At 67.2% G+C, this 12657-nt stretch carries 15 protein-coding genes; 2 read left to right on the forward strand and 13 right to left on the reverse strand.

Annotated elements, in window-relative coordinates; translation table 11 throughout:
• Window positions 1-220 precede the first annotated feature (220 nt).
• The 11 genes from ACFQ27_RS19480 to ACFQ27_RS19530 form a co-directional block, all read right to left on the reverse strand.
• Complete coding sequence (locus ACFQ27_RS19480) at window positions 221-445, reverse strand: hypothetical protein (protein WP_377354742.1); 225 nt, start codon at window positions 443-445, stop codon at window positions 221-223.
• Window positions 446-463: 18 nt separating this feature from the next.
• Entirely contained in the window at window positions 464-706 is a 243-nt protein-coding gene (locus ACFQ27_RS19485) for a hypothetical protein (RefSeq protein ID WP_377354744.1), read from the reverse strand.
• 32 nt (window positions 707-738) lie between these two features.
• Window positions 739-1050 carry a hypothetical protein gene (locus ACFQ27_RS19490; protein ID WP_377354745.1) on the reverse strand — a complete coding sequence of 104 codons (312 nt, stop codon included), beginning with the start codon at window positions 1048-1050 and terminating at the stop codon, window positions 739-741.
• Window positions 1051-1198: 148 nt separating this feature from the next.
• Window positions 1199-1681 carry a hypothetical protein gene (locus ACFQ27_RS19495; RefSeq protein WP_374347900.1) on the reverse strand — a complete coding sequence of 161 codons (483 nt, stop codon included), beginning with the start codon at window positions 1679-1681 and terminating at the stop codon, window positions 1199-1201.
• Window positions 1678-2385 carry a type II secretion system F family protein gene (locus tag ACFQ27_RS19500; protein WP_377354746.1) on the reverse strand — a complete coding sequence of 236 codons (708 nt, stop codon included), beginning with the start codon at window positions 2383-2385 and terminating at the stop codon, window positions 1678-1680. The genes ACFQ27_RS19495 and ACFQ27_RS19500 overlap by 4 nt, the downstream gene beginning before the upstream one ends.
• Window positions 2382-3479, reverse strand: a complete 1098-nt coding sequence (locus ACFQ27_RS19505; RefSeq protein WP_374347904.1) for a CpaF family protein — start codon at window positions 3477-3479, stop codon at window positions 2382-2384. The genes ACFQ27_RS19500 and ACFQ27_RS19505 overlap by 4 nt, the downstream gene beginning before the upstream one ends.
• Complete coding sequence (locus ACFQ27_RS19510; RefSeq protein WP_377354747.1) at window positions 3476-4801, reverse strand: type II and III secretion system protein family protein; 1326 nt, start codon at window positions 4799-4801, stop codon at window positions 3476-3478. Before ACFQ27_RS19510 ends, ACFQ27_RS19505 begins: the two co-directional genes overlap by 4 nt.
• Window positions 4801-5703, reverse strand: coding sequence for an RcpC/CpaB family pilus assembly protein (locus ACFQ27_RS19515; protein ID WP_377354748.1), 903 nt, complete (start codon window positions 5701-5703; stop codon window positions 4801-4803). Before ACFQ27_RS19515 ends, ACFQ27_RS19510 begins: the two co-directional genes overlap by 1 nt.
• Before the next feature lie 79 nt (window positions 5704-5782).
• Entirely contained in the window at window positions 5783-5920 is a 138-nt protein-coding gene (locus ACFQ27_RS19520; RefSeq protein WP_374347912.1) for a hypothetical protein, read from the reverse strand.
• Window positions 5921-5955: 35 nt separating this feature from the next.
• Window positions 5956-6432, reverse strand: a complete 477-nt coding sequence (locus ACFQ27_RS19525; RefSeq protein ID WP_377354749.1) for an A24 family peptidase — start codon at window positions 6430-6432, stop codon at window positions 5956-5958.
• Between the two features lie 52 nt (window positions 6433-6484).
• Window positions 6485-6694, reverse strand: coding sequence for a Flp family type IVb pilin (locus ACFQ27_RS19530; RefSeq protein ID WP_374347917.1), 210 nt, complete (start codon window positions 6692-6694; stop codon window positions 6485-6487).
• 304 nt (window positions 6695-6998) lie between these two features.
• On the opposite strand from ACFQ27_RS19530, the gene ACFQ27_RS19535 reads away from it, so the two are divergent.
• Both ACFQ27_RS19535 and ACFQ27_RS19540 read left to right on the forward strand, forming a co-directional pair.
• Window positions 6999-9335 (forward strand): fused MFS/spermidine synthase, encoded by a 2337-nt coding sequence (locus ACFQ27_RS19535; protein WP_377354750.1) that lies wholly within the window; start codon window positions 6999-7001, stop codon window positions 9333-9335.
• 157 nt (window positions 9336-9492) lie between these two features.
• Entirely contained in the window at window positions 9493-9705 is a 213-nt protein-coding gene (locus tag ACFQ27_RS19540; RefSeq protein ID WP_377354752.1) for a hypothetical protein, read from the forward strand.
• Here the strand turns inward: ACFQ27_RS19540 and bcsD are convergent.
• Together bcsD and ACFQ27_RS19550 are read right to left on the reverse strand one after the other, a co-directional pair.
• Window positions 9702-10175 carry a cellulose biosynthesis protein BcsD gene (gene bcsD / locus ACFQ27_RS19545; protein WP_377354753.1) on the reverse strand — a complete coding sequence of 158 codons (474 nt, stop codon included), beginning with the start codon at window positions 10173-10175 and terminating at the stop codon, window positions 9702-9704. The genes ACFQ27_RS19540 and bcsD overlap by 4 nt on opposite strands.
• A gap of 2 nt (window positions 10176-10177) precedes the next feature.
• The coding region (locus ACFQ27_RS19550; RefSeq protein ID WP_377354754.1) for a cellulose biosynthesis protein BcsC at window positions 10178-12657 on the reverse strand (2480 nt) is incomplete at its 5' end.

The raw sequence follows: 12657 nt of genomic DNA on the forward strand, positions 1-12657 counted from the left end.
TTGCAACATCAGCCGAGCAAGGCTCACATCAACCCAGGACTCTCGTTATGGCTGGATGAGAAACGGGGGTCACGTCACGCGCTGCGCGCCACATTTCACTGATCGCCGGTTGCCCAAAACGGGCGGAATTTCTCCGACCTTCCCGCCTGGGATGAGGGGCGTTGATCCTAGGGTGTGTGGCGCGCCAGGCGGCGGGCGGACCGGCGGTGTGGAGGCTGGCTCAGGGCGTCGGCGTAGTGGGCGCGGGCGACGTAGAAGCGGGCGTGGCGCAGACCCCGCCGTGGGCCTGGATCTTGGCGCAGAGTCGAGGCGCGGTGTGGTCGATGGTCGCCTTGCGCACTTCGGCCGCCGCAACAATGGTCGACTTCAGCACGCCGGGTGACGACGCTTCAGCTCCGACAATGAAGGAGACGAGGCAGAGAAAGAGGACCTGAACACCCAGCATGAAGGTTGTCTTGGGTGTTTAAGGGCAATTCGGGAAGGGCTGACCCGCTTCCCCCGCCGCCAGGCACCTGGCGGTCTGAACGTTGGCAGACAGGGTGTCAGCGTAGCGCTTGATCACCGGTCCCGCCGCATAGCCGGCGACCGAAGCGCCGACAGCCAGTGTGGCCAAAAGAATAGTGGCCTCGACGGAGACGAGGCCACGGGTATCCCGAAGGAGGGAGCCCAAGGATCGGGCGACGCTCTTGAAGCGCATCTCGAACATTGGGCTCCCCTTCATACGTCCGAAGACTGAATTTAGGCCTTCTTGGGCGGGAGAGCCCGCTTGGTCGGCTTCTTCTTCGGAGACTTCTTCTTCGTCTTGTTGGTGGACTTCTTCTTGTTCTTCTTCTTAGTCTTGTTGGTCGACTTCTTCTTGTTCTTCTTCTTGTTCTTCTTAGTCGCCTTCTTGTTCGACTTTTTCTTGGTCTTCTTGGTCGCCTTCTTCTTGCCCTTCTTCTTCTTCTTGGAGAAGGGGGCCTTCTTCGGCTTCTTCTTCGCCTTAGGCGTCGTCGTCGTCTGCGCGGAGGCGTCAGAGGCCTCAAGCGCGACGGTCGAGAAGGTGAACATCGCTATCAAAGCGAAAATGGCTGCGCGTAGTAGCTTACTCATTAAGCCCCCCAAATTCCGTTCCAAGCACCCCAGTGCAAGACTCTTTTCACAATAGTCGCGATTGCGCGCAGGCTCCACAATACGCCCGCTCAGTTTGAGCGCCGCTCTACACCTCGTAGAGTGCCCGCAGCAGGGCCAAGAACGACGGCCCCACAAGTACAAGGAGAATCGCGGGCATGAAAAAGAGCACGAGCACAATGATCATATAAACTGGGACAACTTCTATTCGGCGCCGCAATTCGAAATCGCGCCGCTCAAAGCTGTTCTCAAGGTAAACATTCAACCGATCCCGCAGGTCGTCACCGTTGGATTCGGCGTCCTTGATCAGGCGGACCAGTTCTACGCCGGCGGCGCTGACGCCCGGATCCGGCTCCACGACGCCCCCGCTCAACGCAAAGCGGACGCGACGCCAATAGACGCTGACCATGGTCATGATGTCGGCGTAGTGCTGACCCGCCAGGCCCAGGGCCAGATCCAGGGCCGACGACGGGGGGGCTCCAGCTTCCGCCGCCGCCAGCGCCGCGACCGCGGCCAGCTCGCAGGCTTCCTCGTCGCGAACCCGTTGAACGTGCAGGGGGGAGGGCGTCATTCCATCGTCCTCGCCAGATAGTTCAGGACCACCCGCCCGAAGGTCACCAGACAGGCGGAGATGCTGGTCAGGCTACGACCTTCCTCGGTGCCGAGCAGGGCGGCGTAGAACACCCCGGCGTTGGCGACCGAAAAGCCCAGCACGATGAAGAAGAACAGGGTGATCATGTTGGCCTGCCAGCGGATCTGCAGCAGGGCCAGTTGCTTCTTCTTGGCCAGGTCGTCCGCCATGCCGAGCGCATTGCGGAACGCCCGCAGGAAGCGTGTCGGATCGCCGCCGTTGTCGCGGTGCACCAGGTAGAGCTGGAAGACCAGCTGGCTCAGAGGCCAGCGCGCCAGATCCGCCTGGGCCGGGCCATCGGGGCGGCCGGCGGAATTGGCCCGCAACGCGGCGTCGAGCGCCACGCCGCCAGGGAAGCGGTCCATGGCGACCGCCCGGCTGATCGCCTGGTCCAGCGGCACGCCGGACCGCGCCAGCGGGGTCGCCTGTTCAAGAAGACCGCGGACATGTGTGCGTTCCGCGCTGAGCTGGGCCGCGCGACGCGCCTGAATGAACTGGGCCACCAGGGCGAACAGGCCGACGCCGAAGATCAGGCCCATCAGGGGCGCGCCGCCCCAAAGGCCAAGGGCGATCCCACCGATGGCCGCCACCACGAGCGCCAGCGGGTGAAACTCCAGATCGAAGCGGCGGAGAAGCGCGTTCACGACCGATCGGCGAGCATCTGGATGGCGGAAACCCCGCGTCGACCATCGGCGTCACGGGACAGGTAGACGATCGCGTCGATCGCCTCGCGCAGGGCGCGGTTGGGATCGATCCCGGACTGGCCGACGGTGGCCGAGGCGTAGAGGCTTTCGAGCCGGTGGATGGCCCCGGTGATCGAGCCGGCGTGCAGGGTGCTCAAGGAGCCGGACAGGCCGATCGACATGGCCGAGATCATGTCGAAGACTTCCTCGCCGCGCACTTCGCCGACCACCAGACGGTCTGGGCGCATGCGCAGGGTTTCGCGCACGAGCTTGCGGATGTTCGCCTGCTCGCCCTCGCCATAGGTCAGCCGTCGGGTCTGCAGCTTGATGCAGTGCGGGTGGTCGACCTTCAGCTCGCTGACGTCTTCCACGAGGATGATGCGTTCGTGCGGCGCGCTGCGGCCGAGCAGGGCGCCTAGCAGGGTGGTCTTTCCCACGCCCGGCGCGCCGGCGATGATCAGGTTGAGACGGCGGCTCACCGCGTCTTCGAACCAGACCCGCTGTTCGGCGGTGATCGCCCCGAACCCTTCCAGGTCTTCCAGGGTGAAAGGCTTTTCAGGAAAGCGGCGGATCGAGACAAACGGCCCGCCCTGCGCCACCGGATCGGTGACCACGTGCATCCGCGAGCCATCTGACAGCTCGACGTCCACCCACGGATTGGCGCGGTTCACCGCGCGCTCGGCCTTCGCCACATGCCGGTGGACGAACGCCTTCAGATGATCAGGGCTGTAGAAGGCGCCTGCAAAGGGATGCAGGCGGCCGCCCATTTCATAGACGATCTGGTTCCAGCCGTTGATGAGGATATCGGTCACGCCGGGCGTGGTCATCAGCGGCTGGATCGGCCCGAACCCGACCAGCTCGGCGATCGCGGCCTCGACCACGGCGTCTTCGTCGGGCGCGGAAAGCTTCGGACCGCGGCGCGTCAGGGTCTTCAGGAACCGAGACAGCTCCTCGGGCGTCGCGGCGATCTCGCCGACGCCCGCGGTGGGATAGGCGCGCGCGGCCTCATCCACCAGGGCGGCGATCAGGCCCTGGCGCTCGTCCGGGCTCATCATTTCTTGGCGCCCGTGGACGACGCCGAACCCTTGGCGGGCTTGGGCGGCGTCAGGGTTGTCGGCGGGTTCGGCATCTTGGCCTGAGCCGCCGCAACGCGCTCCGGCGTGACGATCAGCACAAGCTCGGTGTCCGAGCGCTTGGAATTGCGCGAGCCGGCGAGCGTGTCGCCGATGCCGCCAGGCGTGGGGAAAGGCAGGCCGCGCTTGTCCTTGGCTTCTTCGGCGGCGCGCAGTCCCGCGATGGCGACGCTTTCCCCGAAGCCCAGGGTGACCGTCGTCTCGGTCTTGCGGGTGATAATGCCCGGGATCTTGGAGCCGCTGAAGTCGACCACGCGGCTGTCGTCGACGGCCGAGACCTCCGGCGCCAGCTGCAGGGTGACCTGGTCGCCGTCGATGATGGTCGCGGTGAACTCCAGACCGATGCCGTAGGGCCGGAAGGTGTAGCTGTTCACCACCTGGTTGGTGCCCGCATAAACCGCCGGGGTCGGCACCGGCAGCTCGCCGCCGGCCAGGAACTTCGCCTTCTGGCCGCTGGTCGCCACGATCGTCGGTTCAGCCAGCATCGTCGCCGCGCCCTCGGAGCGCAGATAGTTGATGAAGGCGTCCAGGGTCAGGCGGTCGATGGTGAAGCGCGCGGAGGCGAAGAGGTCCTGGGACCCGGCCGTGCCCAGGGCGCTGGAAAACAGGTTGCCGATGCCGCCGACACCTTGGTTGTAGCGGTTCTGGGCCGACCAGCGGGTGCCAAGCTCGCGCAGTTTGGTGCGCCGGACTTCCATCACCCGCACCGAAACGGCCAGCTGGTCGTTGGTGCGCGACTTGACGAGGTTCAGCACCTTCATGCCGGAGGCCGGATAGGCGTTGGCGGCGATGTCGTAGGCGAGCTTCGACTGGGCCGCGTTCTCGGCCTCGCCGGCGAGCACGATCACGGCGCCGGACTTCTGCACCCGGATCTTGGCGCCGGGCGTGGAGTTGGCGATCAGAGCTTCGAGGGCCGAGGTGTCAGCCACCACAGTCACGCGACGGCGGTCCACCTGGCGCTTGCGGGCGTCCATCAGGATGACATCCCCCGCGCCTTCGACCTTGCCGAAGATCACGATGTGCCGGGGATCCTGGACCTCGACGCCGAGCGCGGTGTCATTGGACAGGATCACCGAGTCCACGTCCGCGGTCAGGGTCAGCAGCGCCACGCCGCCTTCGGTGACGGTCAGGGCCTTGCCGCTGGCGGCCGCGGCCGGAGCCGGCGTCGGGGCCTGGGCCAAAGCGGCCGAGGCCAGGCTGGAGAGGGTCAGGGCCGCGACGGCGGCGAACAGGGACCTGCGCATCACTGCGGCGTCGACGGGGCGTCAGGCGCGCCGGCTTCAACCGGACGGCGACCGGCGCCGTTGGGGGTGATGATGGCCACGCCCTTCTGGCGGTACTCACCGGCGACCTCGATGGTGTCGGCCGAGGTTTCGGAGGTGTCTTCGGTGTAGCTGACGTCATAGTCGCCGCTATCGTCGGTGGCGGCGTCTTCTTCCTCCACCGTCGCGCCGGCGATCTCGCGCCACTGGCCCAGGCGCGACAGATCCGGCGGCGTCGCGCCGGCCAGGGTCAGCACCAGGGAGCCGTTCTGCCGCCAGGCGGCCAGATCCTCGGCCTCGTCAGCCGAGACCGCGATGGTCACCGAGGCGTCCATGCCGCGGCCGCCACGCTTCACGCCGGGCCGCACGTAGAGGACCTTGGCGCTCTCCACGAGCGTGGCGACGGACGGGGCCATGCCCGCGGTCTTCCGCGTCCCGCCGGCCACGGCGATGATGTTGACCATGCTGCCCGGCCGCAGGAGTTCCGTCGCCGCGGCGAGTTCATCGCCGGCGAGCACAAAGCCCACCTGGCCGGCGGCCAGGCTGACCAGGCTGGTCGACTGGGTCATCGCCACAACATTGCCGCCGGGGATCGGCTTGCCGGCCCGCACGGGGGCGAGCACGCGCCAGCCCCAATAGCGGTCGGAAGACTTGGTGTCGTCCGTCAGGAAGGCCTTGGTCTTCTTGCCCACCGAGGCGCGCCAGGTGCTGTTCTCCGGGGAGAGCACGTCGCCGACCTTCAGGGTCTGGCTGGCCTCGAGATAATAGCGGCCGCCGCCGTGGCCGCCATTGGCCGAAGCCGTGGCCGCCTTGAAGATGGTGACCATGGTCACGGTCGCGACGAGCGCCACCACGAACATGCCCACATTCTTCAGCGTTCCCATGACGCCGCCGGTCGAGTTGACCGGGGACGAACGCAACTGAAACGGATCTTGAGCAGCCATCTGTGTGCGTCCCCCGAGCTTATTGGAAGAATAGCGGAAGGATTTTGAGCTTGAGGAGCTCAACGAGAACGAGTGAAACCAGGGCGACGCCCACAAAAAGTAGGATGTTCTTCAGCGCAAGTCCTGCGCCGCCGCCCTTTTCGTTCTTCTGTTCCATCCGCCCCTTACGCTCCCCCAAGCGTCTACAAAATCCTAATGCCCGATCCTGGGGATGAATTCACCCAGGAACATCGGCCGAATGAATATGAAGCCCACCACAATCGCCAAGGCGTAGGGCACGTTGGACACCAGCGGGGCGTCCTTGTCCCTCAGGCGCCGAAGCCAACCCAGCCCCATGTAGAAGAGGCCGACAAAGCCGCCTGCGATCAAGGTGAGCAGGATGAACAAGCGCAGTTCGATGGGCGCCAGAAAGATCGAGAGGGCGGCCAGAAGCTTGATATCGCCGCCGCCAAGGATCTTCTTCTGGTGCAGGGCGAGGCCGCCGACAAACAAGGCGCCAGAAATAAGTAGGCGACCAAACGTGGCGCCAGGCGTGTCAAGCGCTGTCTCGGCCAGCCCGAGGAGGGCGATGCCGAGGCACAGGAAATTAGGTATCCGACGCCACTTCACATCGGAAAAAATACACCCTGCGAGCATAGCTAGCAGGGCGCCGTGGATGGTTGTTTCCATCTCAGTACTTAATGGATCGCGCCTGCGCCGAAGCGCAGGCGCAAACCTTACCTTACGGCGTGGTGGTCGCCGTGGTGTCTTCTTCGCCGGCCACGGCGCTGATGACGTTGTCAAAAGCGGTGCCCGAAGCTTCGGTCAGGGCGTCGGACATGGAGAACACGCCGCCAGCCATGGCGCCGCCCATGGTCGAGTATTCGGTCGAGGTCAGACCCGCCTCGTCCTTCAGCAGAGCCGACACTTGATTGAAAAATTGACGCAGCATGATCCTGCCCCCCATTGGAAATCGCCTGAGCAATCTTGCTCGGTTCGAGGAAGTGGCCTGATCCGACGTGCTTAGTCAAACCTTAACCCGCTCAATTTGAGCGGACACTCCGTTAAGGCTAAATGCTCGTCCTGTATAATGTGAGTTGCGTCTTGGCGCCGGGTTCCCGCGCACCGAGTAGGGACTAGTAAAGTGACAGGTTCAATGTATTGGGCCTCACCACTTGATTTAACTAAAGCACTTTTGGGGGAGAAGGGCCTTGGGGGACGTCGCTACTGGAAGCCGCGGGGATGCGGCGCGAGGCGTGCCGATCTTTGTCGCGGCGACGTTCTTAAGCGCCTGCCTGGTTTTCCTCGTCGAGCCCATGGTCGCCAAGATGGTTCTCCCGCTCCTGGGGGGATCGCCGGCCGTCTGGAACACCAGTCTGGCCTTCTTCCAGTTCGCCCTGCTTTTCGGCTACGCCTACGCCCACCTGCTGCAGCGGGTGAAGAGCCTGAAGACCCAGGCCCTGGTCCACATCGCCGCCCTGGCGCTGGCGGTCCTGGCCTTGCCCTTGCGGGTCACCACCCTGCTGGGGCCGGCCAGCAACGACCATCCGGCGCTCTGGCTTCTGGGCGTGTTGGCCATCTCCATCGGCGCGCCGTTCGCCGTGCTCTCCGCCACAGCGCCGCTGGTCCAGGCCTGGTTCGCCCGCGTCTACAGGGGTGAGGGGGCTCCGCAGCCCTATCCGCTGTACGCGGCGTCCAACCTGGGCAGCCTCCTGGCCCTGCTGGCCTATCCCACCCTTGTCGAGCCCTTCTCGACCCTGGCGCACCAGCGGATGGGATGGAGCGCGCTCTACATCTGCTTCGCCATTCTGCTCTCGGTTGTCGCCTTGCGCGCGGCCCGGCAGGGCGGCGAAGTCGTGGTCGAGCAGCCGACGGAAGTCACGCCGCGGCCCAGCTGGAAGACTCGCCTGGGCTGGCTGCTGCTTTCGGCCGCGCCGTCCAGCCTGATGCTCGGGGTGACCAATCACCTGGCCATGGACGTCGCCTCGACGCCGTTCCTGTGGGTCGGCCCCCTGGCGCTCTACCTTCTGACCTTTGTCATCGCTTTCGCCGACAAGCCGCCGATCCGCCTGAACCAGGCTTTGCTGGCCCAGGCGGTGATCGTGCCGATCTGCGCGGCCTTCGCGCCCTATGTCACCGGCCCGATCGCCTTCCAGATCATCCTGCACCTGGCGACCTTCTTCGTTACGGCGCTGGTCTGCCACCTGGTGCTGGTGGGCAAGCGCCCGGCGCCGGACCACCTGACGGAGTTCTATTTCTGGATGTCGCTGGGCGGCGTGGTCGGCGGCGGGTTCAACGCCTTCGTCGCCCCGCTGCTGTTCTCCAATGTCTGGGAATACCCGATCATCCTGGTCCTGGCCCTGCTGGCCCGGCCCTGGGAGGGCTGGCGGATCGACCGCTGGCGGCTCGGCGTTGTTGCGACCTGTATTGTCCTGACGGTGCTGGCGCCCATCACCGCCCAGCTCTGGGGCTATGACTCCGACGAGCTGGAGATCGTCCGCAAGGGCCTGCTGCTCGGCGCGGCGATCTACGCTGTGCCCGTGCGAAACCTGACGCCCTACTTCGTGGGCCTCGTGGCGCTGATCTCCTTCTGCGCCGAGCATGTGGGCGACCGGATCAACTCCGGTCCCAGCTTCCGCAACTTCTTCGGGGTGATCTCCGAGTCCATCGAGACCGATGACGATCTCGGCGACATCAAGATCATCTCGCACGGCAGCACCCTGCACGGCGCCCAGGCCCAGGATCCGGAACTGCGCTGCAAGCCGCTGCTCTACTACAACGACGCCACCCCGATCGGCGCGGTGTTCGCCAAGGTGACCTCGGCGCCGACTCCGGTGCGCATGGGCGTGGTTGGCCTGGGCGCCGGCGTGGTCTCCACGATCACCCGTCCCGGCGATGTGCTCGACTATTTCGAGATCAACCCGGTGGTGGTGAAACTCGCCAAGGATCCGGAAGAGTTCACGTTCCTGTCGAACTGTTCCAAGGGCAAGGTCAACGTCATCCTGGGCGACGCGCGGTTCACGGTCGAGGAACAGCCAAACCAGCTCTACGACTTCCTGATGATCGACGCCTTCTCGTCGGACGCCATTCCGGCCCACCTGATGACCGTCGAAGCCATGAAGATCTACCTGGCCAAGCTCAAGCCGGGCGGCGTGCTCATGGTGCACATCTCGAACCGTAACCTGGAGCTGGCGAGCCCGGCCATGGCGGTGGCGAAGGCGGCGGGGGGCTATGCCCGGCTCAACGACTTCGACACCGATGAGGAGGGCTACACCTCCGCGGCCCTGACCGTGATGATCGTCGGCAAGTCCGCCCAGGTGGTGGACCAGTATGCGGTCGGCGAGGGCTGGACCGCGACTCCGCCCGAGGTGGTTCGCCCCTGGACGGATGACTACACCAACCTGATGGGCGCCCTGATCCGCCGCGCCAAGCAGGAATGGGCGAACGCCACCGCGCCTGACGATGACGAGGATGAGGCCGAGGACGACTCCGCCGCCACCGACGACGAGGGCGAGGGGGAAGACGATACGGAGACCGCCGCGCCGACGCCGCCGGTCGCCGCCGCGCCGGCCAATCCGGCGACCAAGCCCTAGGGCTCGGCGCCGGGTGTGGCCGGATGGTGGTTCGTCCGCCGCCAGCCCACCCGGCGTGTGTCAGGTTTTAGGGTGAACGCCTTGAAACCATGTCTTTTCGCTTCGAATTAGGGCCTGACGCCTAGGCTGATCCCAACAAGAACTGGGATAAGTCCAGGTGAAGACGGTGATGGGTGGGGTCCTGGCGCGTGCGCCGGACCTGGGGCGGCTGACGCGGGCGCTGATCGCTCTCGTCAAGGACGAACGCGGCTTGACCACGGTGGAGTATTCCGCCGCCGGTGGGGTGCTTTCGGCGATGATCTTTGTGGCCGCTTCGGCCTTGCGTGACGCTCAGGCTGAAGCGGTCGCCTCAATGTTTGACCACGACTAGGGCAGCCGTCCGAAGCTGAGCACGACCGCGTCTTCGCTGGCCTCCAGGTCCAACCGCGCGGCCAGCGATGCGCCGGCGCCCTGGTGTCTGAGCCAGCCGGAATAGAGCCCTTCCAGCACCGCGGCGAACGCCGCCGGCCACGGGCCTTCGGCGTCCTCAGCGATGCGCCACGGCCCGGCCTCATGGCGAATGACCAGGGCCTGGCCATGGTCCTCGAACGCCGCCAGGCCCCAATCCATCTCCGCAAGCCGCGCATTGGTGAGGCGGCTCAGGTCACCCAGGCTCTCAGCCGGGGGCAGGGGCGCGGCCCTGGCCATCCGCTCGCCCATCTGGCGCAGGAAGCCGCGCGAGGCCTCCGCGCCGACATTCTCGAACAGTTCGCCGGCCAGGGCGGCCAGGAAGCCGCGCCACTGGGGCGCGACCTGGCGTTCGGCGTAGTAGGCGAGGCGGGGATCATCGGGCGTTTGCATGCTCAGCGTCCTCCAAAGGTCTTCTTCAGGAAGACCCCGAGTTTGAACTCGTTGTACTGGCCGAAGGTGTCGAGGCCGGCGTGACCGCCGAGCGTGGTGCTGCGCCCGATGCGGTACTCGCCCTTGACCTCGCCGGAGACCCCGAAGCCGGAGCGGCTGGTCCCGGCGTGGACGGCGGAGACCTCCGCCGACTGGCCGGCGGCGTAGGTGATCTTGCCCTGGCGGGCCGGATCGGTGGGGAAGATCGGCGAGGGATCCTCGCTATAGGCCGAGAAGCCCGGCGCCAGCTTCACGTCCCAGCTCCAGCGGTCGCCCTTGGCGGTGTAGCTGACCGGGAAGGACAGGCTGACATACTGCTGCGGGCTGAAGTATCCGCCCTGACCCAGGCTGAAGTGGCGCAGGTTCTTCTCATAGGCCTGGGCGTTGAGGTTGGCGCCCAGCTTCACTGTCCCATGCTCGCCCTGATAGGCGGTGACATAGCCGCCCAGATTGACCTCGTAGCCGGTGTTGCTGGCGACCCCGCGCCCGGTGAGCCGCTTGGCCGCGACCTCGCCATAGGCGCCGATCCCATTGCCCCGGTCGTAGGAGGCGCCGAGCGTCACCTGATCCTTGGTGACGCCGCCCCAGGTCTGGCCAGTATAGGCGTCCTTCAGGCCCGCATAGGACAGCACGCTGTCGGTGACCGCGCGCCGCTCCAGGCCAAGCTTGAGGGCGGCGGGGCCGAGCTTCGGGGTCCATTGCAGGCCCCCGACCACGGTGGTGTGGCCAAAGCCCGCCGGGGTGATCCCGACATCGCCGGAGAAGCCCTCGGACTTGAAGCCGACCTTGAAACCGACCCCGGAGACCTGGGGCGAGGTGGCGCGCGCCACCACCGGAACCGGCGGGGTCTGGAGCTTGCCGGCGGCGACCTCCAGGGGAGCCGTCCCGATGCCGGCGGCGGTGAAGCCGCCGCTGGTTCCTGCGCGCAGGGTGGTGGGCGTCACCTCGGCGCTGATCCGGCCGCCAAAGGCCGGGGCCGAGACGCCCAGCCGGGTCTCGATCTCGGTCACCCGGCTGGTCCCGGCGTCGCCGCTGCGGGCGCGGATGTCGAAGCCCGTGTCGACCGCGATGGCGTGGTCTTCGGCCAGGTCGTCCAGTTCGGCGGCGATGCGGCTCTGCAGGGGCGCATCGGCGGCCACAGTCATCGGTGCGTCGCCGAAGCTGGGCAGCAAGCCCGCAAGGCTCCGCTTGGCCGAGGGCGCGGCCTGGGGATAGGCCGGGATCGCCGGGCCTTGCCCGCTCGCCTGCATCGGGAAGGACGCCGGCTGCAGGGCCGGGCCGTACAGGCTTTGCGGCGCGAACGGGTTGCTCGCCGCTCGGCTTCCCGCGAACGGGTTGGGGCCGAGCGCCCCGCCGACCAGGATCGGGTTCTGGGCCAGGGCCTGGCCCGGGACGCCTGTAGGCGCGCCGGTGTGGCTGAGCGACTGGGCGGTGCGGAACGCCCGGGCGGCGGCCCGGTCATGGCCGCGGGCCTTCTCCATGCGGCCCAGCTCGAAATAGAGCTCGGCCTTGGCCGGCGCGGCCTTGAGGCCCAGGGCGAGGCGTTGCTCGGCGCGGCCCCAGTCCTCGGCGTCGATGGCGGCGCGGGCGGCCTCCAGCAGCACGTCGGCGTCGCTGGGCGACATGCGGACCAGGGCGTCATAGACCTGGGCGGCCTGGGCCTTGAGCCCGCCGGCCTGGCAGAGCCGCGCCAGGGCGGCGGTCAGGCCCTTGTCGCCGGGCGCGGCGTTGAACGCTGCCGACAGGGTGTCGAACGCCCCGGCATAGTCCCCGGCGGTCCGCTGCTGGTCGGCCTTGCGCACGGCGTAGCCGGTCATCAGGCGGGTCAGGGCGGCCTGGTCTTCGCCGCCGCGGGCCTGGGCCTTCAGCGAAGCCAGCATCTGCTCGGTGGCAAGGTCCTGGCCCGAGGCGGCCAGCACCTCGACAAAGCCCGCCCCGTCGCCAGGGCGAGCCCCGGTCGGCAGCGGCGCCTCGGCGGCGGCGCGAGCCATGGCGCCGGCTTGATAGGCGTCCCCCAGGTCATAGAGGGCGAGCGCCAGACGGGAGCGGGCGGCGAAGTCGGCGCCGGCCGCATCGGCCTGGCCCCGCAGCAGGATCACCGCCCGGGTGGTCAGGCCTTGAGCCGCCAGGGCCTTGGCCTCCTGGATAGAGCCGTCCAGGGACAGTCGCCGGGCCAGGGCCTTCACGTCGGCGGTCCGGCGGGTCTCGGGAATGCGCCGCAGGATCGAGGCGGCTTCCGCGAGGCGGTTGCGCGAGGCCGCGTAGAGGGCGGCCGCCGACAGGGCGTCGGGGCCGGCGTTGGCGGCCGACAGCGGCGCGGCCACGCTGGCCGCCTGGGCCGCATCGCCATGCTCGGCCAGGAACCGGGCGTAGTCATAGCGGATCCAGGGATCGTCCGGCGCCGCGGCCAGGGCGTTGGCCAGGGCCGCGCCGGCGCCGAAGA

Origin of the sequence: Phenylobacterium conjunctum, assembly GCF_042679085.1 — a bacterium.
GTDB lineage: Bacteria > Pseudomonadota > Alphaproteobacteria > Caulobacterales > Caulobacteraceae > Phenylobacterium > Phenylobacterium conjunctum.

Coding starts and splice junctions, on each gene's coding strand:
- ACFQ27_RS19480 (WP_377354742.1), bottom strand. CDS start 445: ATGCTGGGTGTTCAGGTCCTCTTTCTCTGCCTCGTCTCCTTCATTGTC.
- ACFQ27_RS19485 (WP_377354744.1), bottom strand. CDS start 706: ATGTTCGAGATGCGCTTCAAGAGCGTCGCCCGATCCTTGGGCTCCCTC.
- ACFQ27_RS19490 (WP_377354745.1), bottom strand. CDS start 1,050: ATGTTCACCTTCTCGACCGTCGCGCTTGAGGCCTCTGACGCCTCCGCG.
- ACFQ27_RS19495 (WP_374347900.1), bottom strand. CDS start 1,681: ATGACGCCCTCCCCCCTGCACGTTCAACGGGTTCGCGACGAGGAAGCC.
- ACFQ27_RS19505 (WP_374347904.1), bottom strand. CDS start 3,479: ATGATGAGCCCGGACGAGCGCCAGGGCCTGATCGCCGCCCTGGTGGAT.
- ACFQ27_RS19510 (WP_377354747.1), bottom strand. CDS start 4,801: ATGCGCAGGTCCCTGTTCGCCGCCGTCGCGGCCCTGACCCTCTCCAGC.
- ACFQ27_RS19515 (WP_377354748.1), bottom strand. CDS start 5,703: ATGGGAACGCTGAAGAATGTGGGCATGTTCGTGGTGGCGCTCGTCGCG.
- ACFQ27_RS19520 (WP_374347912.1), bottom strand. CDS start 5,920: ATGGAACAGAAGAACGAAAAGGGCGGCGGCGCAGGACTTGCGCTGAAG.
- ACFQ27_RS19525 (WP_377354749.1), bottom strand. CDS start 6,432: ATGGAAACAACCATCCACGGCGCCCTGCTAGCTATGCTCGCAGGGTGT.
- ACFQ27_RS19530 (WP_374347917.1), bottom strand. CDS start 6,694: ATGCTGCGTCAATTTTTCAATCAAGTGTCGGCTCTGCTGAAGGACGAG.
- bcsD (WP_377354753.1), bottom strand. CDS start 10,175: ATGCAAACGCCCGATGATCCCCGCCTCGCCTACTACGCCGAACGCCAG.